Below are 23,476 nucleotides of genomic sequence, written 5' to 3' on the forward strand. Positions count from 1 at the left end.
AGCCCGCGGACCGTGTCGACGCGGACGCCGGCTCGGGTCGCGTCGTACCAGCCGAGGCGGTCGAGCAGCAGGGCGCTGAGCCCCGCCGCGTGCGCTCCCACGACGTCGTGGCGCAGGGAGTCGCCGACCATCAGCGTCGCGTCCGGCGCGACGCCGAGCCCGGAGCAGGCCGTCAGGTAGGAACGCCGGTCGGGCTTGGCGGCGGGCAGCTCCGAGGAGGCGAACACCGGGACGTCGGCGCGGAGCAGGCCGGTGCGGCGCAGCTTCTCGGTCTGGATCTCGAGCACGCCGTTGGTCAGGATCCCGACCCGGAGTCCGGACCCGAGCGCCCGCTCGATCGCCTCGGCCGCGTCGTCGAAGGCGCGCCACGCCGCCTGGTAGCACCCGAGGAAGCCGGCGAACACGTCGTCGGCCAGCGTGTCGTCGGCGAGGTCCCAGCCTGGGAGGAACTCGCGGATCCGCACGCGCCGCTGCTCGGTGTGGGTCAGCTCGCGCCGCTGGGCCCGCTCGTAGTGCCGGGCCTCGAGCGCGAACCACCGCTCGACGTGGTCCTCCAGCTCGACCGCCGTCTCGGCCAGGCCCAGGCCGGTCAGCCACGTGCGCAGGCCGCGCTCGGCGGCGCCGCGGTGGTCGACCAGCGTGTCGTCCAGGTCGAGGAGGAGGCCCTGGATCGTCATGCGCGGAAGTCTGCCAGCGGTCGCCGACAGCGCGGCCTCCCCGGCCCCGGTAACTTGCGAGCATGACGACGGCGGACACGACGACCTGTGCGGGGCACTCCAGCGTGGTCTTCGACCGCTCCCTGACGGAGTACGACTTCGGCCCGGAGCACCCGATGGCACCGGTCCGGGTGGACCTCACCATGCGGCTCGCCGCGGAGCTCGGCGTCGTCGGCTCCGACGGCCTGCGCTGCGTCGACGCGCCCGTCGCGACCGAGGACCAGATCGCCACCGTCCACGACCCGGCGCTGATCGAGGCGGTGCAGCGGATGGGCGCACGGCCGGGCCCGGGCGAGGAGCTGCACGGGCTCGGCACCGACGACAACCCGGTCTTTCGCGGCATGCACCACGCGGCCGCGCATGTGGTCGGCGCCAGCATGGAGGCCTGCCGGCAGGTCTGGACGCGTGAGAGCGTCCACAGCGCCAACATCTCAGGCGGGCTGCACCACGCGATGCCGGACCGTGCGAGCGGCTTCTGCATCTACAACGACATCGCCGTCGGCATCCGCTGGCTGCTCGACCAGGGCGCGCAGAAGGTGGCGTACGTCGACGTCGACGTGCACCACGGCGACGGCGTCGAGCGGATCTTCTGGAACGACCCGCGGGTGCTGACCGTCTCGCTGCACGAGTCCGGACAGTTCCTGTTCCCCGGCACCGGCTTCGCGAAGGACGTCGGGGGCCCGGACGCCGAAGGCACGGCGGTCAACGTCGCCCTGCCGCCCGGCACGGGCGACAGTGGCTGGCTACGAGCGTTCCATGCCGTCGTACCGCCGCTGCTGCGGGAGTTCGCGCCCGACGTCCTGGTGACGCAGCACGGCTGTGACTCCCACGCCGCCGACCCGCTGGCGGACCTCACCCTGAGCGTGGACGGCCAGCGGGCCGCCTACCTCGCCCTTCACGACCTCGCGCACGAGGTCGCGGGAGGCAGGTGGGTGGCGACCGGCGGAGGTGGGTACGCACTGGTGGAGGTGGTGCCGCGGGCGTGGAGCCACCTGCTCGCCGCGGTCGCGGGGCGGCCGCTCGACCCGACCATGGTGGTGCCCGGCGCGTGGCGGGAGCACGTGGCGGAGACGCTGGGGCAGACGGCGCCCCGCCTGATGACCGACGGGCAGCGCATCGGCTACCGGCCGTGGGAGGAGGGGTACGACCCCGACCTCTGGCTGGACCGGACGGTCCACGAGACCCGCACGGCCGTCTTCCCGCTGCACGGGATGGATCCGATGCCCTGAGGGGCCCCTCGAGTGAGGCTTCCTCAGCGACGCCTAGGTGTGGATGGTCAAGGCGACACGCCGGGGTAAGAAAGTTTCATTGGTGAATCCCTTCCCCATCCGTCACATCTGGCTCTATTCTCACGCAAGAGGCGTCCGCAGAGTTCACAGCTGGGGAAGGCGGTGACGGACGCGCAGAAAGCGTGGTCAACCATGTCCCCCTCGTCGCGCGAGCGCACCGAGTCGCTTCCAGACCCCAAGTTCCTCACCATTGCTGAGGTTGCCTCCGTGATGCGGGTGTCGAAGATGACCGTCTACCGTCTGGTCCACAGTGGAGAGCTGCCCGCCGTGCGGGTCGGCCGATCGTTCCGGGTCACCGAGGACGACGTCAACGAGTACCTCCGCAAGAGCTTTTACTCGGCTGGCTAGTCGAGGGGGGTTGCAGGAATCGCCGGTTAACCGGCGATTCCTGCACTTCGCGGCCGTTGCAACGCCCGAGAAGTGCCAGAACCGGCCGGCCCGTGGGGCTGCTGGTGCTTGATGCGTGACCGGCTGCGATGTGCGCTGCGTCCCATCGCGGACGCTGATTCACCGTCACGCGGAGTGCCCGATAGGCTGACCCGGTGCTCCGGCCACCGCCGGAGCGTCGTACGTAACGTCGGGTGACGTCGCCTGGCGGTCTGGAGAGGTCCACGTGGGTTCTGTCATCAAGAAGCGCCGCAAGCGCATGGCGAAGAAGAAGCACCGCAAGCTGCTCAAGAAGACGCGGGTGCAGCGCCGCAAGCTCGGCAAGTAGCGCAACAGCCGTGCCGGCGCGTTGATGGACGCGCCGGCTGAGATCCGGAGGAGTCTGCCAGGGATGGTCGCCGGCCGCACGGTTCTGGTCACCGGGGTATCCCGGGATCTCGGTCGGACATTCGCGCGCACACTCGCCTCGGATCCCACTGTCGACCGGGTGATCGGGGTCGACGTGATCCCGCCCCGCGGCGACCTCGGCGACGTCAGGTTCGTGCGCGCCGACATCCGCAACCCGGTGATCGCCAAGGTGATCGCTCGGGAGGACGTCGACACCGTCGTCCACATGTCCGTCATCGCGACGCCGGGCTCCGCAGGTGCCCGCGGAACGATGAAGGAGCTCAACGTCATCGGCACGATGCAGCTGCTCGCCGCGTGCCAGAAGTCCGAGCAGGTTCGCCAGCTCGTGGTGAAGTCCTCCACCATCGCGTACGGCGCCAGCAGCCGCGACCCCGCGATGTTCACCGAGGACATGGAGCCCCGTCGGCCCGCGCGCAGCGGGTACAGCAAGGACGTCATCGAGGTCGAGCGCTACGTCCGCGGGTTCGCCCGCCGGCGCCCCGATGTCACCGTCACCCTGCTCCGGTGCGCGAACGTCATTGGCCCGCGGGTCGTGAGCCCGCTGACGTCCTACTTCAGGATGCCGGTGATCCCGACCGTGCTCGGGTTCGACCCCCGGCTCCAGTTCTTGCACGAGAGCGACCTCCACCGTGTGCTCCGCCACGCCGTGCTGGAGGACAAGGGCGGCACGTTCAACATCGCCGGCGACGGTCTGATGGTGCTCTCCCAGGCGCTGCGCCGGATGGGCCGGTCCAATCTGCCGCTGCCCGGCTTCGCGTTCGGTGGTCTCGGCTCCGCGCTCAAGTCGGCTCGAGTGGCGGACCTTTCGCCGGAGCTGGTCGCCTTCTTGACCTATGGACGCGGGGTCGACACCACCCGGATGCGCGAGGAGCTCGGTTTCGAGCCCGACTACACCACCGTCGAGGCGTTCGCCGAGTTCGTCTCGACCCTGCCGCCACCCCCGCGTCGGGCCGAGAAGGCTCTCGCCGCGGTCGCCGAACAGCTTCCACCGGTCGACGAGGACCGTCCCGCCCAGCTCAGCCCCGCTGGAGGGCGTCATGGGTGACGCGGAGATCATCCCCATCGGCACGCGCGGTCCGCAGGGCCGCGGCACGGGCACCCGCCCGTCATCCGCCGCCCGCGGACTCGCGCCCAAGGGTGGCGCCCAGCGCGGCGCCGATGCGAAGCAGCCGCCCGCGAAGAGGACACCGGCTAAGAAGGCACCGGCGAAGAAGTCTGCGGCCCCTGCCGAGGCCCGAGACGAGGCCCGAGACGAGGCCCGTCCTGTGGTGGACGAGCACCCTCACGACCGGCCGTCCGTCGTACCTCCGCCGACGTCGGAGCAGACATCGGAGCAGGCATCGAGGGCTGCCGCGGCCCGAACCGAGGACCGCTCGCCGCTCGCGGGGATCCCCGTCGGCGACTGGCTGGCGGCGTTCCAGCACGCCAGCAAGGAGCTGTTCGGGGATCAGTGGGAGCCCCAGCTCGCCCGGATGATCGCCTTCACCCGACGCCGCATCACCGGTGACTACTCCGTCGACGAGTACGGCTTCGACCAGGAGGTCACCGAGAGATTCTTCATGGCCGCGCTGCGCCCGATCGCCCAGAAGTGGTTCCGGATCGAGGTCCGCGGCGTCGAGAACATCCCCGCGGAGGGTGGCGCGCTGGTCGTCTCCAATCACTCGGGCACAGTCCCATTGGACGGACTGATGACGATGGTGTCGATCCACGACCAGACCGGACGGCACCTGCGACCCCTCGGCGCGGACCTGGTGTTCCGGCTGCCTATGGTCGGCACGCTGGCCCGCAAGAGCGGCGCCACCCTCGCGTGCAGCGAGGACGCCGAGCGGATGCTCCGTGGCGGCGAGCTCGTCGGCGTCTGGCCGGAGGGCTTCAAGGGCATCGGCAAGCCGTTCTCCGACCGCTACAAGCTGCAGCGGTTCGGTCGCGGCGGCTTCGTCTCGGCCGCGCTGCGCACCGGCGTCCCGATCGTGCCGCTGTCCGTCGTGGGCGCGGAGGAGATCTACCCGCTCGTGGGCAACGTCCCTTCCCTGGCCCGCCTGCTCGGGGTGCCGTACATCCCGATCACGCCGCTGTTCCCGTGGCTCGGCCCGCTCGGGCTGGTCCCGCTGCCCTCGAAATGGCTGCTGGAGTTCGGGGAGCCGATTCGCACCGACGAGTACGAGCCCGGTGCGGCCGACGACCCGATGCTGGTCTTCAACGTCACCGACCAGGTGCGCGAGACGATCCAGCAGACGCTCTACAGCCTGCTGATGCAGCGGCAGTCGGTCTTTCGGTAGCTCGCCGCGATGCGGCAGGCCGGCGGCTCAGCGGGAGCCGCTGGAGCCACGGACTCAGCTGAGACCGCCGAGCACCCCGGTCACGCCGTCCACCAGGATGCCCGACAGTGCTCCGTCGTCGTCGGCATCGCGCTCCGGCGTCTTGTCGGCGGGCGGCCTGGGGCCGAGCCCCGGCTTGCCGTCGATACCGAGGTCGTCGGCGATGTCGCCGTCGTCCTCGCTGCCTTCCTTGGTGGGCTCGATCGGGGGCGGGACCTCAGAGGGGACCGCAGGCGGCGTGACCGGGTCGCCGGTGGGCTCCTCCAGAGGGGTCTGGCCGCGCTGGCCGTCGCGCGGTGACTTCCTCGGCTTCGTCCCCTGGTTCGTCACCGACGCGGCGTCGGGGATCTCACCGCTGAGGACCAGGCGGAGCGGCTGCGCTGCGAACTCGGGCAGCTCGGCGATGTCGCCTCCCGCGCACGTCGGGCACGCCTCCCAGGCGGCGGCGTCGACCTGGCGCACCGTCTGGGTGGCGGTGATCAGGACCGGCCGGACCGAGTCCGGGACGACCGGGCCGAGCGCTGCCAGCACGTCCATGCTCTCGGCGGCGAACGCGCGCAGATCGACGATGGGCGTGGGCTCTGCGGTCGCCGTGTAGTCGTCGAGCGCGAAGTCCGCGGCCTGGTTGGTCTGCTCGGTGAAGTCCTCGAGCGTGGTCGCGATGACGTCGGGGTCGGCGCCGGCGGCGGTCAGCTGCTGGACCTCCTCGAGGCGGGCCTCGGCGTGCGCGATCAGCGACTCCGACTTGGCGGCGTTGTCCGGCTGGAAGTTGGTCTGGGCGTTCTCGATCGCCCTCTTGACGGGGTAGAGGACGTCGCCGGGCAGAGCGCCCTGCGAGGCCATCGCCATCGAGCCGGTGGCGGAGACCACGGCGAAGCCACCGACGACGGCGGCCAGGCGGCGTTCACGGGAGCCACGACGCTGGCGCGGGGTGAGGTGCGCCGCGAGCCCTTGGTCGACGCCGGCCGGGTCGCGTTCAGCGGCGGCCACGAGCTGCGTGCGCAGCGTCGCGACGAAGTCGGGACGCGCCTCGACGGGCGGGGTTGAGCGCAGCGCAGCAACCACGGCGAGGAGCTCGGTCCGACGCTCCTCGGCGCCGGCGTATCCGGAGACAAGCGCGTCGAACTCCTCGGCGCGTCGCGACCAAGGGCTCCCGCGCATCACAGTGTCCGTCCTGGTGTCATGCGGGTCTGGTCGACCCGTCCGTCCCGCTTGTCAGTTCGTAAAACCAACGAGAGGGTGACGCCGAAGGTTACGGCGGGGGAGCGGCCGGTGACGTGGTGGTGGACAGTCATCGCAGTCCCTCCGGCATCAGCTTGGCGAGGTTCCGCACGCCGCGCAGCTGCAGCTGCTTGATCGCGCCGTCGCTGCGGTCCAGGGCGGCGGCCGTCTCCGCGATGCTCATGCCCTGCAGGAACCGCATGATCAGGCAGTCGCGCTGCTCGTTGGGCAGCTTCGTGAGCGCCTCGAGCAGGATCTCGTTGGTGAGGCTCGCCAGGACGGCGTTCTCGGGGCCCTCGGTGGCGTCGTCGTGCTGGCCCATGTCCTCGGTCGTCATCTCGAGGCGGGTGCGGCCGGCTTTGAAGTGGTCGGTGGCGAGGTTGCGGGCGATGGTCATCAGCCAGGCGCCGAAGTCCTTGCCCTGCCACCGGAAGGAGGACATGTTGCGCAGCGCGCGGAAGAAGGTCTCCGAGCAGAGATCCTCGGCGACGGCGACCGACCGGGTCCGGTAGTAGAGGAAGCGATAGACCGACGGCTGGTAGTGGTCGTAGAGCTGCCCGAACGCCTCGGCGTCTCCGCCGCGGGCCAGCTCGACGAGCCCGATCAGCCGCTCGCGGTCCTCGGCGGAGTCCTCCGAGGAGGTGGCCAGCGTCGAGTCGCCGTACGAAGGGCCGGGTTCGATGCCGTCGCCGGGCTCGCTGGCGGCCTCGCTCAGCAGCCAACCGAGCGGCACGCGGGCAGCAGCCCCGGAGGGGGCACCGGCACCTGCCAGGGCGGCGACGGGGAAGTCGGGAGCGAGCGCGGCGAGGACAGCGTCACGAAGGGCGTCCAGCCCCCGTGCGATGTCGGCGCGCTCCCATGCCATGAAGGTGTCCCTCCCTCTCCCCGGTTGGGATCCTACGGCCGATCTATCCCGAGCGAAACCTGAACTAGAGAACCCGTGCCGATTCAGGCCCGAAGTGACCATCGGCCATGGTCCGGACGGATCAGGCTGAGCCCTGGGGTCAGGAGAGGTGGCGACGGACCTGCCGACGGACCAGCGCTCCGGCGACCGCGGCGCCGGTGGCGGCCGAGCCCACCACGAGTCCGGCCCGGGCTGCCTTCCGGCCGGTGCGGTAGTCCCGGACACGCCAGCCGTGGGCCCGGGCGTGTGCCCGCAGCTTCGGGTCGGGGTTGATCGCGCAGGGGTCGCCGACCAGGGTCAGCATGGGCAGGTCGTTGTAGGAGTCGCTGTAGGCGGAGCAGGCGGCGAGGTCGAGGCCCTCGCGCTCGGCGAGGGCCTGCACCGCGATCGCCTTCGCGGGGCCGTGCAGCATGTCGCCCACCAGCCTGCCGGTGTAGACGCCGTCGACGTGCTCGGCCACGGTGCCGAGCGCGCCGGTGAGGCCGAGCCGTCGGGCGATCAGGCTGGCGATCTCGATCGGGGCCGCGGTGACCAGCCAGACCCGCTGTCCCTGGTCGAGGTGCATCTGTGCGAGGGCGCGCGTACCGGGCCAGATCCGGTGCGCCATCGCCTCGTCGAAGATCTCCTCCCCGATCTCCTCCAGCTCCTGCACCGTGTGGCCGGCGATGAAAGCCAGCGCCGAGTTCCGTGCGTCCGCGACGTGCTCGGGATCCTCCACGCCGACGACACGGAAGTAGGCCTGCTTCCAGGCGGCGCCGACGATGTCGCGGGTCGTGAAGAACTTGCGCCGATAGAGGCCGCGGGCGAGGTGGAAGATGCTCGCGCCCTGCATGACGGTGTTGTCGACGTCGAAGAACGCTGCTGCGAAGGGCTCCGCCGGATGCGTGAGCGCGTTCTCCACCTCGGCGGCCGCGGCGGCCGCCTCACCGGCCAGCGTCGAGCGCTGCTGGAGGTTGAGCCGGCGGTGCCGATCCGTGGACGGGGCCATGACAGAACCATAGGGCCGCACCGGCCCGATTCGGCCCAGCCATCGACTCGATCCGTGGACCCGATAGGTACTGCGTAGGATCGCCTGCATGTCGCTGTCCGGGCTGTCTACCGTCCCTGATGTGGCCGCGCTGGTCACGTCGGCCGCGGCCGACCTCCCCGACCGGCTGGCCGTCGTCGAGGCCGGCGGACGCGGGCTGACCTGGTCCGAGCTCGATTCGGAGGTCGGTCGGGTCGCCACCGGGCTCGGCGCCGCGGGTGTGGTCGCCGGGCACCGGGTGATGATCGCGCTGGGTAACCGGCTCGAGTTCGTCACCACCTATCTCGGTGTGCTGCGGGCCCAGGCGGTCGCGGTGCCGGTCAACCCCGGCTCCACCGCCGAGGAGATCGCGCGGATGCTCGCCGACTGCGGTGCCCGCATGGTCCTCGCCGACCGCGACACGATCGAGACGGTCCGCGCGGCCCTCGGGCGGTCTGAGCTCGCCGAGCCGACCGACGGCGACGTCCGCGCAGCACCGCGTCTCGTCGCGGTCGGTTCCCCTCCGCAGCCCGGAGAGATCTCCTACGACCACCTGCGCGCCGAGACGGTCCGCCCGGTGCCGCCGCTGCCGGACCCCGAGAAGCTCGCCGTCCTGCTCTACACGAGCGGCACCTCGGGGCTCCCGCGCGCCGCGATGCTGACCCACCGGGCGCTGCTGGCGAACGTGGAGCAGGTCGCCACCGTCGAGCCGCCGATGATTCACACCGACGACGTGGTGCTCGGCGTGGTTCCGCTGTTCCACGTCTACGGGCTCAACGCCGTGCTCGGTGGAGTGATCCGCCACCGAGCCAAGCTCGTGCTGGCCGAGCGATTCGATCCCGAGGGAACCCTCGACCTGATCGAGGACGAGGCCTGCAGCGTGGTCCCCGTCGCGCCACCCGTCTTCGCCGCCTGGCGCGACGTCGACGCGCTCGCCGAGCGACTCGGTCCGGTGCGGATGATCCTGTCCGGCTCGGCGCCGCTGTCGGCCGAGGTCATCGAGGAGTTCACGGCGAAGGCCCGCGTGCCGGTGCACCAGGGCTACGGCCTCACCGAGGCCGCACCGGTCGTGACCAGCACGCTGCTCTCGGCCGACCCGAAGCCCGGGTCGGTCGGCGCCGCGCTGGAGGGCATCGAGATCCGGCTCGTGGACGAGGACGGCCACGTCCTCGCCGGCAGCGAGGCCGAGGACCCGGGCGAGATCCAGATCCGGGGCGCGAACCTGTTCAACGGCTACTGGCCCGACGGTGCGGACGGCCCGGACGAGGACGGCTGGTGGTCCACCGGCGACGTCGGCTTCCTGGACGGCGACGGCGACCTCTTCCTCGTCGACCGGGTCAAGGAGATCGTGATCGTCTCCGGCTTCAACGTCTACCCCACCGAGGTCGAGGCGGTGATCCGCGAGGTCCCGGGCGTCCGGCAGGTCGCGGTCGTCGGCGCGCCGGACGAGCAGACCGGCGAGGCGGTCGTCGCCTATGTGATCCCGGCCGATGTCGCGACCGCCGCCGAGGGACTCGTCGCGGGGGTCAAGGACGCCTGCGGGACCCGGCTGGCGTCGTACAAGCGTCCGACGCGGGTGGAGCTCGTCGAGACCCTGCCGCGCACCGTCACCGGCAAGATCCGCAAGGGCGTGCTTCGCGGCGAGGAACGACGCAAGGCGTTCGGGGTTCTCGAGTGAGCTCGTCCAGTACGACGCCCCGAGTCACCCTCTACGGGCGACCCGGCTGCCACCTCTGTGACGACGCGCGGATCGTGATCGAGCAGGTCTGCGCGGAGCTGGGGGAGTCCTACCGCGAGGTCTCCATCGACGACGACCCCGGCCTGCAGGAGCGGTTCGCGAACGAGATCCCGGTGACCTTCGTCGATGGCAGGCAGCACGACTTCTGGCGGGTCAGCCCCGACCGGCTGCGCCGGGCGCTCACCGGCGGCTGAGAAACACCTCCGGCGTCGCGACTCCGCCCGCCGTCTATCCTCGGCCCCACCATGCCCCCCACCGTTCTTCCGGCCAGGTTGCGCCGGGGCGGCATCGCCCTCGGCGTGCTGACCGCCCTCGGCGTGCTGCTCCTGAGCCACACGTTCGGCCGAGCCGTGCCCACCAACAGCTACCGGCCGCTGATCACCGCAGACGCGATCGCGAGCGGCTGCTACCCCCTTCCGGGCGACGCGCAGCTCGACGGACTGTCCTACCAGGTGAGGTGGGACGAGGACCTCGAGACATCCGAGGGCGAGCGGCGGGAGCTGCGCGGCCAGTACAACCTGGTGGATCGAGCCGAGGCCGAGCGGCGCCTCGTCGACTCGTTCACCGCCGTGGGCTTCCGGGAGGCGCCGGAGACCGGCGCGGGCGGCCAGCGGGTGCTGCGCAGGGGCGCCGCGACGGTCGGGATCACCGTGACAGACCTGCCTGACACCAGCGAGGACACGCTGGTCCGCGGTGAGTTCGTGCTGGACCTTCCCGTCGCCCAGCTCGCCAAGGACGACCCGGTCTGCAGCCTGCCAGCGTCGACCAAGCGCTGGGCGGAGGAACGGTGACCGGCTTCCCGCTCACCCGACCGGCCCGGCTGCCGCGTCCCGAGGTGCTTCTCGCCTGGCTCGTCGTCGCCCACGTCGTGCTCAAGGTCGTGATCTTCCCCTTGGTCATGCACGCCGACCCGCACGGGGACGAGGCCGCCTACCTCAACGGTGGCCGTGCACTCTCGAACCTCGTGCGTGACGTGTTCGCGCTCACCTCCCCGGACATGGCCGAGATGGAGCGCAACGTCGTGGCCTCGGGGTGGTTCATGCCCGGAATGGCGATCGTGATCGCACCGGTCTACGTGCTCTTCCCGGACGCGCCGCTGTGGCTGGTCCGCGGATACCTCGGCATCGTCACCCTGATCCTGTTCCTCGCCGTCGTGCGCACGGTGGCGCGGAGGCTCGGCCACCGCTGGGCCTGTGTGCTCGTGGTGTTCCCGGGGCTGGTGCCCAGCTGGGTGGTCTTCACCTACGGCGCCTGGGGCGACCTCTCCGCCGGCCTGGTCCTGGTGCTCCTGGTCGTGCACGTGGTCGAGATGTTCCGGGGGATGCGGAGGGGCCAGGCGCCCACCCTCAAGGAGGGTGTGGTCCTCGGCCTGATCTCGATCGCCACGCTCTACCTGAGGTCCAGCACGTCGGTGCTGCTGGCCGGGTTGGGCGTGGTGACCCTCGTGGCAGCGGTGGTGTTGCTGCGCACGGCGGCACGCCGCCGGGCGATCGGCGCGGCCGCGCTGGCCGGTGTCGTCTTCCTGCTCCTGCTCGCGCCGTGGTCGGTGTTCGCGTCCCGGACCCTCGAGAGCCGGGTGGTCACCACGACCACCGTGCCGACGGTCATGGCCAACACGTTCGGTGAGCGGAGCGAGGTCTGCTTCGGCCGCTGCGATCCCGACAGCACCCTGTGGTTCCGGCCGCTGAGGTACGCCCGAGAGGTCGGCCGCTCGACCGACACCAGCGAGGTCGAGGTCCTCAAGGTGATGTCGGACTACGCGCTGCGCGACCTGACGGCAGGGCACTACCTCGACCAGGTGGTGCACAACCTGGGGGCCTATGCTCTGCAGCCCAACAACTTCACCGGCTACCTCGCGCCGCCCGGTGGCCGCAGCGACCTCGGCCGGGTGGGCGAGGAGACCGCCGACGCCGTCACCTGGGCGATGTACGCCCCGATCCTCCTGATCGGGGGAGTCTCGCTGCTCTTCCAGGTCAGGCGGAGCCTCGAGGCACGGGTCCTCGACGTGCTCGTCAAGCTGTCGCTCGGGGCGCTGCTCATCCAGCCGTTCGTGCACATCGCCGGGGGCCGCTACTGGACCACCGCCGGGGCCATGTTCGCCGTCGCCGCGTTCTCCTTCCTCCGGGAGCGCCAGATCGGGCTGGGCCTCGCTCCACCACCGCCCGACGGCATCGTGACCGCCACCGACGCCGCGGTGGCGCGGTGGCTGGGCCGCGTCCAGGTGCTGCTCAGTGTGCTGACCGGTGTCGTCGTACTCGTGCTGGTCGGTGCGGTCGTCCTCTGACCACGGGCCTCCCGATCCGCCGGTGATCGGTGTCCTACAGTTCGGCAGCATGGAAGGCTCCCCCGGCGAAGCGGCCCGTCCGAAGCGGATCGCCTACGTCCTCCCCGTCTACAACGAGGAGGAGAACATCGCGGTCTTCCAGACCGCCCTCGCCGAGGCGACCGCTCAGCGCCCCGACCTCGAGTTCGAGTTCGTGTACGTCGACGACGGGAGCCGCGACGCCTCGCTGGAGCAGCTCGTGGCGCTCCGGCAGCAGGACCCGCGGGTGAGCGTGGTGCAGTTCTCCCGCAACTTCGGCCACCAGCTGGCGGTGACGGCGGGGCTCGACCTCGTCGCGGAGACCGACGGCGCCGACGCGGTGATCGTGATGGACACCGACCTCCAGGACCCGCCTCGGGTCAGCCTGGAGATGATCGAGCGCTGGGAGGGCGGGGTCGACGTCGTGTACGCCCAGCGGCGCACCCGCAAGGACACGTTCTTCAAGCGGGCCACGGCGTGGTGGTTCTACTGGGCGCTCGACCGGCTGGCCTCGATCGAGATCCCGCGCAACGTCGGTGACTTCCGGCTGATGGACGCCAGGGTGGTGGCGGAGATCGCGCGCTACCGCGAGCACGACCGCTTCCTCCGCGGCATCGTGGCGCACGTCGGCTTCCGCCAGGAGGCGCTGCCGTTCGACCGCGACGAGCGTTACGCGGGGAAGACCGGCTACCCGCTGAAGAAGATGCTCAACTTCGCCGCCAGCGGCATCCTCGGGTTCTCCACCGCACCGCTGAAGATGATCTCGCGGCTGGGGTTCGCGATCTCGGCGTTCAGCGCGCTGCTCGCCTGCTACGTCCTCTTCGTCCGCCTCTTCCGACCCGAGGAGTCGGTGCCCGGCTGGGCGTTCCTCGGGGTCGGCATGTTCATGCTCAGCGGCATCCAGCTGGTGATGATGGGCGTGATCGGCAGCTACCTGGGTCGTGTGTACGTCGAGGCGCAGGACCGGCCGCTCTACACGATCGCCATGGTCGCGCGGGACTCGGCGAGCGCCGTACCTCGTCGGCACCGGGACATGGGCCCGCTCGACCCCGGGCCTCGGGACGCAGGAGCGCAGTCCTGAGCCACCGGGCGACGGCGATCCGCTTCGGCGCGGTCGGGGTCTGCAACACCGCGATCGACACGCTGCTGTTCGTGCTGCTCCACCACGACCTCGGCATCACGGTCGCGAACCTCGTTTCGACCAGCGCGGGCATGGTCTTCAGCTTCGTCGTCAACGGGCTGTTCACCTTCAGGGCCGAGAAGCTGACGCTGCGGCACGCCCTGCTGTTCGTCGCCACGACCGGCCTGGTGATGTGGGTCGCCCAGCCACTGCTGATCCACGGGTGGCTCTGGGTGCTCGGGCAGCTCCCCGAGCTGGCCGGTGGCGGGCTGGGGGCCGACGACCCGCGGATCTGGGTGGCCAAGCTGGCGTCGATCACGTGCAGCCTGGCGCTGAACTTCCTCGCCTACCGGTTCGTGGTCTGGCCGGTGGAGCACCGGTCAGACGCCTCCACCGAGCGCTGATCAGGCCGGTTCCGGCCGCCTCCTCGAGCGCCGAAGGGACGACCCGGCACCGATTTGTTCTCACGTTCACAAACTCTTACAGTGATCCGGTCGCGCAGCGTCGGCGAGCGCGGCTGGAAAGTGGAGCTGTGACCGCACGGAGTTCGACTGATCCCGCCCGGGTCATCCCCGAGGCCACGGTCGCCCGTCTGCCCGTCTACCTGAGGGCGCTGACGGCGCTGGCCGACACGGGCATCCGCACGTGCTCGAGCGAGGACCTCGCCACGGCGGCGGGCGTCAACAGCGCCAAGCTTCGCAAGGACCTCTCCTACCTCGGCAGCTACGGCACCCGCGGGGTCGGCTACGACGTGGACTACCTGCGCTACCAGATCGCCCGCGAGATCGGCGTCACGCAGGACTGGCCGGTCGTCATCGTCGGCATCGGCAACCTGGGCCACGCCCTCGCCAACTACTCCGGCTTCCGCAGCCGCGGGTTCCGGGTGGTGGCGCTGCTGGACGCCGACCCGTCCCTGAGCGGCGAGATCGTCGCCGGCGTCGCCGTCCGTCCCTTCGACGAGCTCGAGGCGATCGTCCACGACCATGACGTCGCGATCGGCGTGATCGCGACCCCGGCGAGCGCCGCGCAGGACGTCGCCGACCGCATGGTCGCGATCGGGATCACCAGCATCCTGAACTTCGCACCGTCCGTGCTGTCCGTTCCCGAAGGAGTCGACGTGCGGAAGGTCGACCTGTCGATCGAGCTGCAGATCCTCGCCTACCACGAGCAGCGCAAGGCCAACGGCGCCGAAGCCGCAGCGCCCGTCGCGCCCGTTGCCGATGGCGGTGCCGCATGAGCGTGCTCGTCGTGGGCATCTCCCACAACTCCGCACCGGTCTCCCTGCTGGAGCGCGTCGCGCTCGACGAGAACGGCGTGCAGAAGCTGATCGCCGACGCCGCCTCGTGCGAGCACGTCACCGAGGCCACCGTGATCGCGACCTGCAACCGGCTCGAGATCTACACCGAGGTCGAGCGGTTCCACGGCAGCATCGAGCAGATCTCCCGACTCCTCGTGGAACGCGCGGGGGAGTCGACCGAGGGGATGCTGCCGCATCTCTACGTCCACTACGACGACGGCGCGATCTCCCACCTGTTCCAGGTCGCCGCAGGGCTCGACTCGATGGCGGTCGGCGAGGGCCAGATCCTCGGACAGACCCGTGAGGCGCTGCGCCGCGGGCAGGAGCTCGGCACCGTCGGGCCCGCGCTCAACCTGCTCTTCCAGCAGGCCCTGCGCGTCGGCAAGCGCACCCGCGCCGAGACTGGGATCGACCAGGTCGCCCCGACGCTGGTCACCGCGGCGCTCGACGAGACGGCGAAGGCTCTCGGACCGGTCGAGGGCAAGTACGTCGTCGTGGTCGGTGCGGGCGCGATGGCCGGCCTCGCCACCGCCACGGTCAGCCGTCTCGGCGCCGGTCACGTGGCCGTGGTCAACCGGTCCGCGGACCGCGCCGAGCGCCTCGCGTCGCAGTACGCCGGGCACGCCGTACCCCTCGACGGGCTGGGCGAGCAGCTCACCCGGGCCGACATCGTGATCAGCTGCACCGGCTCCGCCGGCACCCTCATCGACCGCGACCTCGTCGCGTCGGCGCGGGCCGAGGTCGGCGGACGCCCGGTCGCGCTGATCGACCTGGCCCTGCCGCACGACATCGCGCCCGACGTCGCCGACCTGCCGGGCGTCACGCTCGTCGGCCTGGCCGAGCTGGCCGAGCTCCTCCACGGGGGCCCGACCGGACGCGAGGTCCAGGAGGTACGGCGGATCCTCGGCGAGGAGGTCACCGCGTTCCTCGCCGCCCGTCGGCAGGCCAACGTCACCCCGACGGTGGTCGCCCTGCGCTCGATGGCCACCGCCGTCGTCGACGCCGAGATGACCCGACTGGAGAGCCGCCTGCCCGAGCTCGACGAGGTCACCCGCAGTGAGATCCGGCACACCGTCCGCCGCGTGGCCGACAAGCTGCTCCACGAGCCGACTGTGCGCGTCAAGGAGCTCGCCGACGAGCAGGGCGCCGTGTCGTACGCCGCCGCGCTGGCCGAGCTGTTCGCGCTCGACCCCGAGGCCGTGGACGCCGTCACCCGCCCGATGGGCGTCGAGGAGGGACCTGCGTGATGGACACCACTCGCGTCCTCCGCGTCGGCACCCGCGCCAGCGCGCTGGCCACCACCCAGTCCGAGCACGTCGCCGCCGCCCTCCGCGACCGCCTCGGCGTCGCGACCGAGCTGGTCGAGATCACCACCGAGGGCGACCGCAGCCAGGCCTCCGGCGTCCCGCTCTCCCAGGCGGGTGCTTCGGTCGGCGTGTTCGTCAGCGCGCTCCGCGACGCCCTGCTCACCGGCGAGGTCGACGTCGCCGTGCACTCCCTCAAGGACCTGCCGACCTACCCCGCCGACGGCATCGCGCTGGCCGCGATCCCCGAGCGCGAGGACCCGCGCGACGTCGTCGTCGCTCGTGACGGACTCACCCTCGGTGAGCTGCCGCCGGGCAGCCGCGTCGGCACCGGTTCGCCGCGTCGTATCGCCCAGGTCGAGGCCCTCGGCTTCGGCGTCGAGCTGGTCAGCGTGCGGGGCAACGTCGACACCCGGATCGGCAAGGTCCGCTCCGGCGAGTACGACGCCGTGCTGCTCGCCCGTGCCGGACTGGCCCGGCTGGGTCGGCTCGACGAGGCCACCGAGGTGCTCGATCCGCTCCAGGTGCTTCCCGCCCCCGGACAGGGTGCGCTGGCTGTCGAGTGCCGTGCCGAGGACGACCACACCCGCGAGGCGCTCGCGGTGCTCGACGACCCGGCCACCCGGGCCGCCGTGACGGCTGAGCGTGCGACGCTCGCCACACTCGAGGGCGGCTGCTCGGCCCCCATCGGGGCGCTCGGCGACGTCGTCGAGGGCGAGGAGGGGCCCGAGCTGTGGCTCCGGGCCGTCGCCCTGTCACACGACGGCGCGCGCGCCGTACGAAACTCGGCGTCCTCGCCCCTCGGCGACGACGCTGCGACCTGGCCGCAGGTCGCGGCCGATTTGGGCCACCGGCTCGCTACAGACATGCTCGCTGATGGTGCTGCGGCGCTGACGCCAGCAGCCGAGTCCGCTCCCACCGGTACGCCCCACCACCCATCCGCACGATCTGCAGAGGTGCACAACGCATGACGCGAGCCACGACAGCCAGCAACCAGGCTGCCCAGACTCCCGCCCCCCAGGCCCAGGCCGGTGGCGTCGCCTTCGTGGGCACCGGTCCCGGTGACCCCGATCTGCTCACGGTTCGCGCGGTCAGGCTCATCGAGGACGCCGACGTCGTCATCACCGAGTCGCCCGAGCACGCCACGCTGGTCGAGGTCGTCCGCGGCCGGGTCGCCGCCCTCGCGGCGGACGGCGAGCAGGCCCCGGGCCCCGAGATCGTCGACGGCGGGTTCGGGGAGGACGGCCAGCCGCTGACCCACGCCGCCCGCGCGAAGGTCGTCGTCAAGCAGGCCAAGCGCGGCCGTCGCGTCGTCCGCCTGCTCGGCGGCGACCCGTTCCTCTACGCCTCCGGGCCCGAGGAGGCCCAGGCGGTCGCCAAGGTCGGTGTGCCGTTCGAGGTCGTCCCCGGCGTCTCGTCGGTCGGTGCGGTCCCCGCCTACGCCGGCATCCCGCTGACCACCAAGGACCACCGGGAGGTGGCCGTGGTGACGTGCGGCGAGAAGGTCGACTGGAGCCGCTACGCCGACACGCCGACCCTGGTCCTGCTCTCGGCCGTCGGGCAGATCGGTGAGATCGCCAAGCAGCTGATCGCGGTCGGCCGCTCCCCGGAGACCCCGGTGGCGATGACCCGCGTCGGCACCACGACCGAGCAGCAGACCATCACCTCCACCCTGGAGCGGATCGCCGCCGACGCCCGCGCCGCCCGGATCTCGCCGCCCGCCATCACCGTGATCGGTGCCGTGGTCGACCTCCGGGAGAAGCTGTCCTGGTTCGAGACCAAGCCGCTCTTCGGCTGGCGCGTCCTGGTGCCGCGCACCAAGGAGCAGTCCGCCGTACTCTCCAACCGCCTGCGCGAGTTCGGCGCGGTGCCGGAGGAGGTCCCGACCATCTCGGTCGAGCCGCCGCGCAACCCCCAGCAGATGGACAAGGCCGTCCGCGGCCTCGTCGAGGGTCGCTACGAGTGGATCGCGTTCACCTCCGTCAACGCGGTCAAGGCGGTCCGCGAGAAGTTCGAGGAGTACGGCCTCGACGCGCGCGCCTTCTCCGGCCTCAAGATCGCGGCCGTGGGCGACAAGACCGCCCAGGCGATCGCCGACTGGGGCCTCCGGGCCGACCTGGTCCCGTCCGGCGAGCAGTCCGCGGCGGGCCTCCTCGAGGACTGGCCGGAGTACGACGAGCAGCTGGACCCGATCAACCGGGTCTTCCTGCCGCGCGCCGACATCGCGACCGAGAACCTCGTCGCGGGCCTGATCGACCTCGGCTGGGAGTGCGACGACGTCACCGCCTACCGCACCGTCCGGGCCGCCCCGCCGCCGGCGCCGACCCGCGACGCCATCAAGACGGGCAAGTTCGACGCGGTCGTGTTCACGTCGTCCTCGACCGTGCGGAACCTCGTCGGCATCGCCGGCAAGCCGCACCCGTCGACCGTGATCGCGGTGATCGGCCCCGCCACGGCCAAGACCGCCGAGGAGCACGGCCTGCGGGTCGACGTGATGGCCCCCAAGCCCGACGTCGAGCTGCTCGTCGAGGCCCTCGCCGGCTTCGGTGCAGCCCGCCGCGCCGCGATGGTCGAGGCCGGCGAGCCGGTCACCAAGCCGAGCGACCGCAAGCCGTCGGCCCGGCGTCGCAAGGCTGAGTAGCCGCGCGAGCAGCCCTCGCCCGGGCTGCGATGATGGCTCTATGAGCGAGATCGACCGTCCGGTCCTCCGGCCGCGCCGCCTGCGGACCACGCCCGCGATGCGGGACCTGGTCGCGGAGACGACGCTGCGGCCGGCCCAGCTGGTGCTGCCGCTGTTCGTCCGTGAGGGCGCGACCGAGCCGACGCCGATCAGCTCCATGCCCGGCGTGGTTCAGCACACCCGCGAGACCTTGCGGAAGGCGGCCACCGAGGCCGCTGAGGCCGGACTGCGCGGCGTGATGCTGTTCGGGATCCCGGAGGCCAAGGACGCGGTGGGGTCCGGGGGGACCGATCCGGACGGGATCCTGAACGTCGCGATCGCCGACGTCGTCGCCGAGGTCGGCGATGCGCTCGTGGTGATGAGCGACCTCTGCCTCGACGAGTTCACCGACCACGGACACTGCGGAGTGCTCACCGCCGACGGACGGGTCGACAACGACGCGACGCTGGAGCGGTACGCCGAGATGGCGCGCGTGCAGGCGGCGGTCGGTGCGAACCTGGTCGGGCCCAGCGGGATGATGGACGGCCAGGTGGCGGTGATCCGGGAGGCGCTCGACGCGGCCGGTCATCTCGACACCGGCATCCTCGCCTACTCGGCGAAGTACGCCTCCGCCTTCTACGGGCCGTTCCGGGAGGCCGTTGACAGCTCGCTGGAGGGCGACCGCCGGACCTACCAGCAGGACGCCCGCAACAGCCGCGAGAGCGTCCGTGAGGTGCTCCTCGACATCGAGCAGGGTGCGGACATCGTGATGGTGAAGCCGGCCCTTCCCTACCTCGACGTCCTGCGCCGCGTGGCCGACGCCGTCGGCGAGCTCGGGGTGCCCGTGGCGGCGTACAACATCTCCGGCGAGTACGCGATGGTCGAGGCCGCCGCCGCCAACGGCTGGATCGACCGGGAGCCGGCCATCCTCGAGACCCTCACCGCCATCCGGCGTGCCGGCGCCGATGTGATCCTCACCTACTGGGCCCTCGAGGCCGCCGGGCTGCTCCGCGACTGAGCGCTTGCCGCGCCCTCTCGCGGCGCGAACCGCGCCCCCTCGCGGCGCGAACCGCGCCCCCTCGCGCAGCAAACCGCGCCCCCTCGCGGGGGTTGAAATAGCTGAGAGCCCCGGAGAACTGGGGGGCAGTTCGGGTCCGGGGCTCTCTCGGGTCTTTAGGACGTCACTCGTAGGAAGCGACGCACGCCTCGTTGGCGGTGAGGGGATTGGGCTGTGTCAGTGCCCACGTCGCGCACTTCGTAGCGACATCGACAGGTTGGAGCTTGCCGAGCACGCCGTTGACCAGGTTGGACGTGGCCCCGCCGGTGACCTTGTCGACGGTGTCGTCGACCTTGTCGACCGTGTCATCGACGATCTTGGGACCGTCCGTGCCCGGATCCGGGGTCTCGCCGGTGCCGGGATCGCCGGTGCCCGGGTCCTCGGTGCCGGGATCACCGGTTCCGCCGCCGTTGCCGGTTCCGCCGCCGTTGCCGGTGCCGCCGCCGGTGCCGGTTCCGGAGCCGCCGCCCGTGCCGTCGTTGGAGCCGCCGGTGGAGCCGCCCTTGCGGCCGCCGTTGTCACCCCTGTTGCCGGGGATGTCGAAGCTCGGCGGCTCGGGGACGATGTAGCCCGCGGCGGTCGAGTTGTTCGGCACCGAGGTGAAGTCGCCCTCGAGGTAGGCGTTCATGATCTTGAGGACCAGGTCGACGTAGTCCTGGCTGTGGTTGTAGCGGTAGACCGCCGCGCGCTGGCCGACGACCGTCGACAGGTCGCCCTTGCCGGAGCAGAGGTACACGGCCGCCGCGAGGGCGGCGTCGTCGATGTCCTGCGGGTTGCGGGAGGCGTCGTCGTCGGCGTCCACGCCCACGACCTGCCAGGTCGACGGGATGAACTGCATCGGGCCGACGGCGCGGTCCCACCGGGGGTCGTTGTCGTAGACGCCGGCGTCGGTGTCGGAGATCGCCTGGGTGTTGCGCGACCCGTCGAGCGCGATGCCGTAGATGCCGGGAGTGGCCACACCATCGTCGTTGAGGACGTTGCCGGCGAAGCGGCCGTGGTTGGACTCCACGCGGCCGATCGCGGCGATCAGCTGCCAGGTGATGTTGCAGGACTCGTCAGCGGAGTTGATGACCGCCTCGGCGCGCTGGTACGCGGCGAGCGCGGCCGCCGGGATCGCGTTGGTCGACGCCGCCGAGACGATGCCCGCCTCGTTGCCGCCGTTGAGACCCTCGATCGAGCTGGGGTCGGACAGGCTGGCCGGGTCCTCGATGGACTCCTCCGGGACGCTGGTGCCGTCGGTCAGCGGGTCGGGTGCCTGGCTGGCGACGACCGGCGAGGCGACGCTTCCGATACCGGCGACGGATGCCGTCCAGGCAGCCGACAGCAGGGCCAACGGGATGATGGTGGCGACGCGCTGCAGTCGCCCCAGACGCTTCCTCGACATGTGCCTGTCTTCTCTCCCCTGGCCTCGCGGCCGTCTCACGTGGGCCGCTCCCCTAAGGACCCACCCGTGCACCGCACCCCTGCCACCCCACGGCGTGGGATGCCCCGAGGGGGGTGCGACGTCTGGACAACGAATCCTGGCACATCGACGTTACGGGTGTCACACGTTCCCGCTCACCCGCCGCCCCGCGTGATATGCGCGCGGGCGCCACCAGACGGGCACGAGAGAGCCTAGGGGGACCGCGAATGCGGAGCACCGGGACCGATCGGTGACAATGTCTCGGTGCATGACCTCTCTCCGACGGCCGCCGTGACGCGTGGCTCAGACGAGCTCTTCGCCCGCGCGCGCGCCGTGACCCCGGGCGGCGTGAACTCGCCCGTGCGCGCCTTCAACGCCGTCGGAGGCACCCCTCGGTTCATCCGGTCCGCCCAGGGCCCGTGGCTCACGGACGTCGACGGCAACCGCTACGTCGACCTGATCTGCTCCTGGGGCCCGATGCTGCTCGGTCACGCCCACCCCGCCGTGGTCGCGGCGGTGCAGGAGGCGGTGTCCCGCGGGACGTCGTACGGCACGCCGACGGAGGGCGAGGTCGCCCTCGTCGAGGAGATCGTCGCCCGTACGCCCGTGGAGCGGCTGCGACTGGTCTCGTCCGGCACCGAGGCGACCATGTCCGCGATCCGGCTGGCACGCGGCTTCACCGGCCGTGACGTGGTCGTGAAGTTCGCCGGCTGCTACCACGGCCACGTCGACTCGCTGCTCGCCGCGGCGGGCTCGGGCCTCACCACGTTCTCCATCCCCGGCACCCCGGGTGTCCCGGCCAGCTCGACCGAGCTGACCCTCGTGCTCCCCTACAACGACCGCGAGGCGGTCGCGGCCGCCTTCCGCGAGTACGGCGACCGCATCGCCTGCCTGATCACCGAGGCCGCTCCCGGCAACATGGGCGTGGTCCCCCCGACGCCCGGTTTCAACGCGTTCCTCGCCGAGACCTGCCGCAACCACGGCGCGCTGTTCATCAGTGACGAGGTGATGACGGGGTTCCGCGCCTCGCGCCAGGGCCAGTGGGGCCTCGACGGGGCCCGCGAGGGCTGGGCGCCCGACCTGATGACCTTCGGCAAGGTCATGGGCGGCGGCTTCCCCGCGGCCGCCTTCGGCGGTCGCGCCGACGTGATGGCCCACCTCGCGCCCGAGGGCCCGGTCTACCAGGCAGGCACGCTCTCGGGTAACCCCGTGGCGACCGCCGCCGGTCTCGCCACGCTGCGGGCCGCGACCGGCGACGTCTACGCCCGGCTCGACGAGGTCGCCGACGCGCTGCGGGCCGGCGTGGTCGACGCCTTCACCGCTGCCGGCCTCCCGCACGTGATCCAGTCGACCGGTTCGATGTTCTCGGTCTTCCTCACCGATCCCGCTGACGGACCGGTCAGCACCTTCGCCGAGGCTCAGCGCACCGACGTGGCGGCCTACGGCGCGTTCTTCCACGCCATGCTCGACCGCGGCGTGCACCTGCCGCCGTCCGCGTACGAGGCCTGGTTCGTCTCGTCGTCCCACGACGATCGCGCGGTCGACCACGTCCTCGACGCCTTGCCGGCTGCCGCGAAGGCCGCTGCCGCGGTCTCGGCTCCCGAGGCCCGCTCCACTCGCACCTCGAGCACGGGGGAGACGGAATGACCACGCCCGACACCGTCGTCCACCTCGTCCGCCATGGTGAGGTCCACAACCCGCAGGGCGTCCTCTACGGCCGTCGCGACGGATTCCACCTCTCCGAGCGCGGCAAGGCGATGGCCGACCGGACCGCCTCCGCGCTGAAGACCCGCGACATCACCGTGCTGAAGTCCTCCCCGCTCGAGCGGGCGCGCGAGACCGCCGCGCCGCTGGCCTCCGCGCTCGGCCTCGAGATCGGCCTGGAGCCGCGGGTCCTCGAGTCGACCAACCGGTTCGAGGGCCTGACGTTCGGCAAGGGCAACAACGCGCTGCGCAACCCGTTGCTGTGGCGCCACCTCTACAACCCGTTCCGGCCGTCGTGGGGCGAGCCCTACAAGGCGATCGTCGCCCGGATGATGGCCGCGATCCACGACGTTCGCCGCGAGGCCGCCGGGCACGAGGCCGTCCTGGTCTCCCACCAGCTGCCGATCTGGACCACCCGGCTCCACGTCGAGGGACGCTCGTTCCTGCACGACCCGCGCAAGCGTCAGTGCACGCTGTGCTCGGTGACGTCGTTCCACTTCGTCGGCGAGCAGATCACCCAGGTCTCCTACGCCGAGCCCGCGATCGACCTGATCCCGACGGGCGACATCGCCGCCCCCTTCTCCGCCGGCGACGCGCCCGAGGAGAACAAGCCGGAGGGGAAGCCGTCCCCTTGACCCTCCGTT

Annotated in this window: 23 protein-coding genes; 18 read left to right on the top strand and 5 right to left on the bottom strand. The window is 71.5% G+C overall.

Annotated elements, in window-relative coordinates; genetic code table 11:
- Nucleotides 1-677 (bottom strand): HAD family hydrolase (locus E7Z54_RS02605; RefSeq protein ID WP_136431452.1); only part of this gene is annotated, 677 nt, incomplete at its 3' end.
- A 62-nt stretch (nt 678-739) separates the two neighbouring features.
- Between E7Z54_RS02605 and E7Z54_RS02610 the strand changes: the two genes are divergently transcribed.
- The 5 genes from E7Z54_RS02610 (at nt 740) to E7Z54_RS23665 (ending at nt 5,079) form a co-directional block, all read left to right on the top strand.
- Nucleotides 740-1,945: an acetoin utilization protein AcuC gene (locus E7Z54_RS02610; protein ID WP_206055968.1), complete on the top strand. Its 1,206-nt coding sequence runs from the start codon at nt 740-742 to the stop codon at nt 1,943-1,945.
- Nucleotides 1,946-2,137: 192 nt separating this feature from the next.
- The gene (locus tag E7Z54_RS02615; protein ID WP_136431453.1) at nt 2,138-2,353 is read left to right on the top strand and encodes a helix-turn-helix domain-containing protein; all 216 of its coding nucleotides are present in this window, start codon (nt 2,138-2,140) and stop codon (nt 2,351-2,353) included.
- A gap of 265 nt (nt 2,354-2,618) precedes the next feature.
- On the top strand, nt 2,619-2,720 hold the full coding sequence (locus E7Z54_RS02620) for a 30S ribosomal protein bS22 (RefSeq protein WP_008356322.1): 102 nt from the start codon (nt 2,619-2,621) through the stop codon (nt 2,718-2,720).
- Between the two features lie 63 nt (nt 2,721-2,783).
- Entirely contained in the window at nt 2,784-3,845 is a 1,062-nt protein-coding gene (locus tag E7Z54_RS02625; RefSeq protein WP_136431454.1) for an NAD-dependent epimerase/dehydratase family protein, read from the top strand.
- Nucleotides 3,838-5,079, top strand: coding sequence for a lysophospholipid acyltransferase family protein (locus E7Z54_RS23665; RefSeq protein WP_206055969.1), 1,242 nt, complete (start codon nt 3,838-3,840; stop codon nt 5,077-5,079). The genes E7Z54_RS02625 and E7Z54_RS23665 overlap by 8 nt, the downstream gene beginning before the upstream one ends.
- Nucleotides 5,080-5,133: 54 nt before the next feature.
- On the opposite strand, the gene E7Z54_RS02635 is transcribed toward E7Z54_RS23665, so the two are convergent.
- From E7Z54_RS02635 to E7Z54_RS02645, 3 genes are all read right to left on the bottom strand, one after another.
- A complete protein-coding gene (locus E7Z54_RS02635; RefSeq protein WP_136431455.1) occupies nt 5,134-6,279 on the bottom strand; it encodes a DUF5667 domain-containing protein in 1,146 nt (381 codons plus the stop codon).
- A 130-nt stretch (nt 6,280-6,409) separates the two neighbouring features.
- Entirely contained in the window at nt 6,410-7,204 is a 795-nt protein-coding gene (locus E7Z54_RS02640) for a sigma-70 family RNA polymerase sigma factor (protein ID WP_136431456.1), read from the bottom strand.
- 139 nt (nt 7,205-7,343) lie between these two features.
- Nucleotides 7,344-8,231, bottom strand: coding sequence for an HAD family hydrolase (locus E7Z54_RS02645; RefSeq protein WP_136431457.1), 888 nt, complete (start codon nt 8,229-8,231; stop codon nt 7,344-7,346).
- An 88-nt stretch (nt 8,232-8,319) separates the two neighbouring features.
- Between E7Z54_RS02645 and E7Z54_RS02650 the strand changes: the two genes are divergently transcribed.
- The 11 genes from E7Z54_RS02650 to hemB all read left to right on the top strand — a co-directional run bounded on the left by E7Z54_RS02650 (nt 8,320) and on the right by hemB (nt 19,687).
- Nucleotides 8,320-9,927, top strand: a complete 1,608-nt coding sequence (locus E7Z54_RS02650; protein WP_136431458.1) for a class I adenylate-forming enzyme family protein — start codon at nt 8,320-8,322, stop codon at nt 9,925-9,927.
- On the top strand, nt 9,924-10,181 hold the full coding sequence (locus E7Z54_RS02655) for a glutaredoxin family protein (protein WP_136431459.1): 258 nt from the start codon (nt 9,924-9,926) through the stop codon (nt 10,179-10,181). Before E7Z54_RS02650 ends, E7Z54_RS02655 begins: the two co-directional genes overlap by 4 nt.
- A gap of 51 nt (nt 10,182-10,232) precedes the next feature.
- Nucleotides 10,233-10,778, top strand: coding sequence for a hypothetical protein (locus E7Z54_RS02660; protein WP_136431460.1), 546 nt, complete (start codon nt 10,233-10,235; stop codon nt 10,776-10,778).
- Nucleotides 10,775-12,271 (top strand): hypothetical protein, encoded by a 1,497-nt coding sequence (locus tag E7Z54_RS02665; RefSeq protein WP_136431461.1) that lies wholly within the window; start codon nt 10,775-10,777, stop codon nt 12,269-12,271. The genes E7Z54_RS02660 and E7Z54_RS02665 overlap by 4 nt, the downstream gene beginning before the upstream one ends.
- A gap of 49 nt (nt 12,272-12,320) precedes the next feature.
- Nucleotides 12,321-13,370 (top strand): glycosyltransferase family 2 protein, encoded by a 1,050-nt coding sequence (locus tag E7Z54_RS02670; RefSeq protein ID WP_136431462.1) that lies wholly within the window; start codon nt 12,321-12,323, stop codon nt 13,368-13,370.
- 17 nt (nt 13,371-13,387) lie between these two features.
- A complete protein-coding gene (locus tag E7Z54_RS02675) occupies nt 13,388-13,813 on the top strand; it encodes a GtrA family protein (protein WP_276606196.1) in 426 nt (141 codons plus the stop codon).
- A 128-nt stretch (nt 13,814-13,941) separates the two neighbouring features.
- Complete coding sequence (locus tag E7Z54_RS02680) at nt 13,942-14,646, top strand: redox-sensing transcriptional repressor Rex (protein ID WP_240769481.1); 705 nt, start codon at nt 13,942-13,944, stop codon at nt 14,644-14,646.
- Nucleotides 14,643-15,953 (top strand): glutamyl-tRNA reductase, encoded by a 1,311-nt coding sequence (locus tag E7Z54_RS02685; RefSeq protein ID WP_136431464.1) that lies wholly within the window; start codon nt 14,643-14,645, stop codon nt 15,951-15,953. Before E7Z54_RS02680 ends, E7Z54_RS02685 begins: the two co-directional genes overlap by 4 nt.
- On the top strand, nt 15,953-16,981 hold the full coding sequence (gene hemC, locus E7Z54_RS02690; protein WP_136431465.1) for a hydroxymethylbilane synthase: 1,029 nt from the start codon (nt 15,953-15,955) through the stop codon (nt 16,979-16,981). The genes E7Z54_RS02685 and hemC overlap by 1 nt, the downstream gene beginning before the upstream one ends.
- The gene (locus E7Z54_RS02695) at nt 16,978-18,651 is read left to right on the top strand and encodes a uroporphyrinogen-III synthase (protein WP_136431466.1); all 1,674 of its coding nucleotides are present in this window, start codon (nt 16,978-16,980) and stop codon (nt 18,649-18,651) included. Before hemC ends, E7Z54_RS02695 begins: the two co-directional genes overlap by 4 nt.
- A gap of 40 nt (nt 18,652-18,691) precedes the next feature.
- Nucleotides 18,692-19,687, top strand: a complete 996-nt coding sequence (hemB, locus tag E7Z54_RS02700) for a porphobilinogen synthase (protein WP_136431467.1) — start codon at nt 18,692-18,694, stop codon at nt 19,685-19,687.
- A 163-nt stretch (nt 19,688-19,850) separates the two neighbouring features.
- Here the strand turns inward: hemB and E7Z54_RS02705 are convergent, their stop codons facing one another.
- A complete protein-coding gene (locus E7Z54_RS02705; protein WP_206055970.1) occupies nt 19,851-21,110 on the bottom strand; it encodes a lytic transglycosylase domain-containing protein in 1,260 nt (419 codons plus the stop codon).
- Between the two features lie 282 nt (nt 21,111-21,392).
- Between E7Z54_RS02705 and hemL the strand changes: the two genes are divergently transcribed.
- Together hemL and E7Z54_RS02715 are read left to right on the top strand one after the other, a co-directional pair.
- Entirely contained in the window at nt 21,393-22,775 is a 1,383-nt protein-coding gene (hemL, locus tag E7Z54_RS02710; RefSeq protein ID WP_240769482.1) for a glutamate-1-semialdehyde 2,1-aminomutase, read from the top strand.
- Nucleotides 22,772-23,467 carry a histidine phosphatase family protein gene (locus tag E7Z54_RS02715; RefSeq protein ID WP_136431468.1) on the top strand — a complete coding sequence of 232 codons (696 nt, stop codon included), beginning with the start codon at nt 22,772-22,774 and terminating at the stop codon, nt 23,465-23,467. Before hemL ends, E7Z54_RS02715 begins: the two co-directional genes overlap by 4 nt.
- Nucleotides 23,468-23,476 lie beyond the last annotated feature (9 nt).

The organism is Nocardioides sp. (assembly GCF_004803405.1).
Lineage (GTDB): Bacteria > Actinomycetota > Actinomycetes > Propionibacteriales > Nocardioidaceae > Nocardioides > Nocardioides vastitatis.

Coding starts and splice junctions, on each gene's coding strand:
- E7Z54_RS23665 (WP_206055969.1), top strand. CDS start 3,838: ATGGGTGACGCGGAGATCATCCCCATCGGCACGCGCGGTCCGCAGGGC.
- E7Z54_RS02645 (WP_136431457.1), bottom strand. CDS start 8,231: ATGGCCCCGTCCACGGATCGGCACCGCCGGCTCAACCTCCAGCAGCGC.
- E7Z54_RS02610 (WP_206055968.1), top strand. CDS start 740: ATGACGACGGCGGACACGACGACCTGTGCGGGGCACTCCAGCGTGGTC.
- E7Z54_RS02660 (WP_136431460.1), top strand. CDS start 10,233: ATGCCCCCCACCGTTCTTCCGGCCAGGTTGCGCCGGGGCGGCATCGCC.
- E7Z54_RS02625 (WP_136431454.1), top strand. CDS start 2,784: ATGGTCGCCGGCCGCACGGTTCTGGTCACCGGGGTATCCCGGGATCTC.
- E7Z54_RS02650 (WP_136431458.1), top strand. CDS start 8,320: ATGTCGCTGTCCGGGCTGTCTACCGTCCCTGATGTGGCCGCGCTGGTC.
- hemB (WP_136431467.1), top strand. CDS start 18,692: ATGAGCGAGATCGACCGTCCGGTCCTCCGGCCGCGCCGCCTGCGGACC.
- E7Z54_RS02615 (WP_136431453.1), top strand. CDS start 2,138: ATGTCCCCCTCGTCGCGCGAGCGCACCGAGTCGCTTCCAGACCCCAAG.
- E7Z54_RS02670 (WP_136431462.1), top strand. CDS start 12,321: ATGGAAGGCTCCCCCGGCGAAGCGGCCCGTCCGAAGCGGATCGCCTAC.
- E7Z54_RS02695 (WP_136431466.1), top strand. CDS start 16,978: ATGACGCGAGCCACGACAGCCAGCAACCAGGCTGCCCAGACTCCCGCC.
- E7Z54_RS02715 (WP_136431468.1), top strand. CDS start 22,772: ATGACCACGCCCGACACCGTCGTCCACCTCGTCCGCCATGGTGAGGTC.
- E7Z54_RS02685 (WP_136431464.1), top strand. CDS start 14,643: ATGAGCGTGCTCGTCGTGGGCATCTCCCACAACTCCGCACCGGTCTCC.
- E7Z54_RS02635 (WP_136431455.1), bottom strand. CDS start 6,279: ATGCGCGGGAGCCCTTGGTCGCGACGCGCCGAGGAGTTCGACGCGCTT.
- hemC (WP_136431465.1), top strand. CDS start 15,953: ATGGACACCACTCGCGTCCTCCGCGTCGGCACCCGCGCCAGCGCGCTG.
- E7Z54_RS02640 (WP_136431456.1), bottom strand. CDS start 7,204: ATGGCATGGGAGCGCGCCGACATCGCACGGGGGCTGGACGCCCTTCGT.
- E7Z54_RS02705 (WP_206055970.1), bottom strand. CDS start 21,110: ATGTCGAGGAAGCGTCTGGGGCGACTGCAGCGCGTCGCCACCATCATC.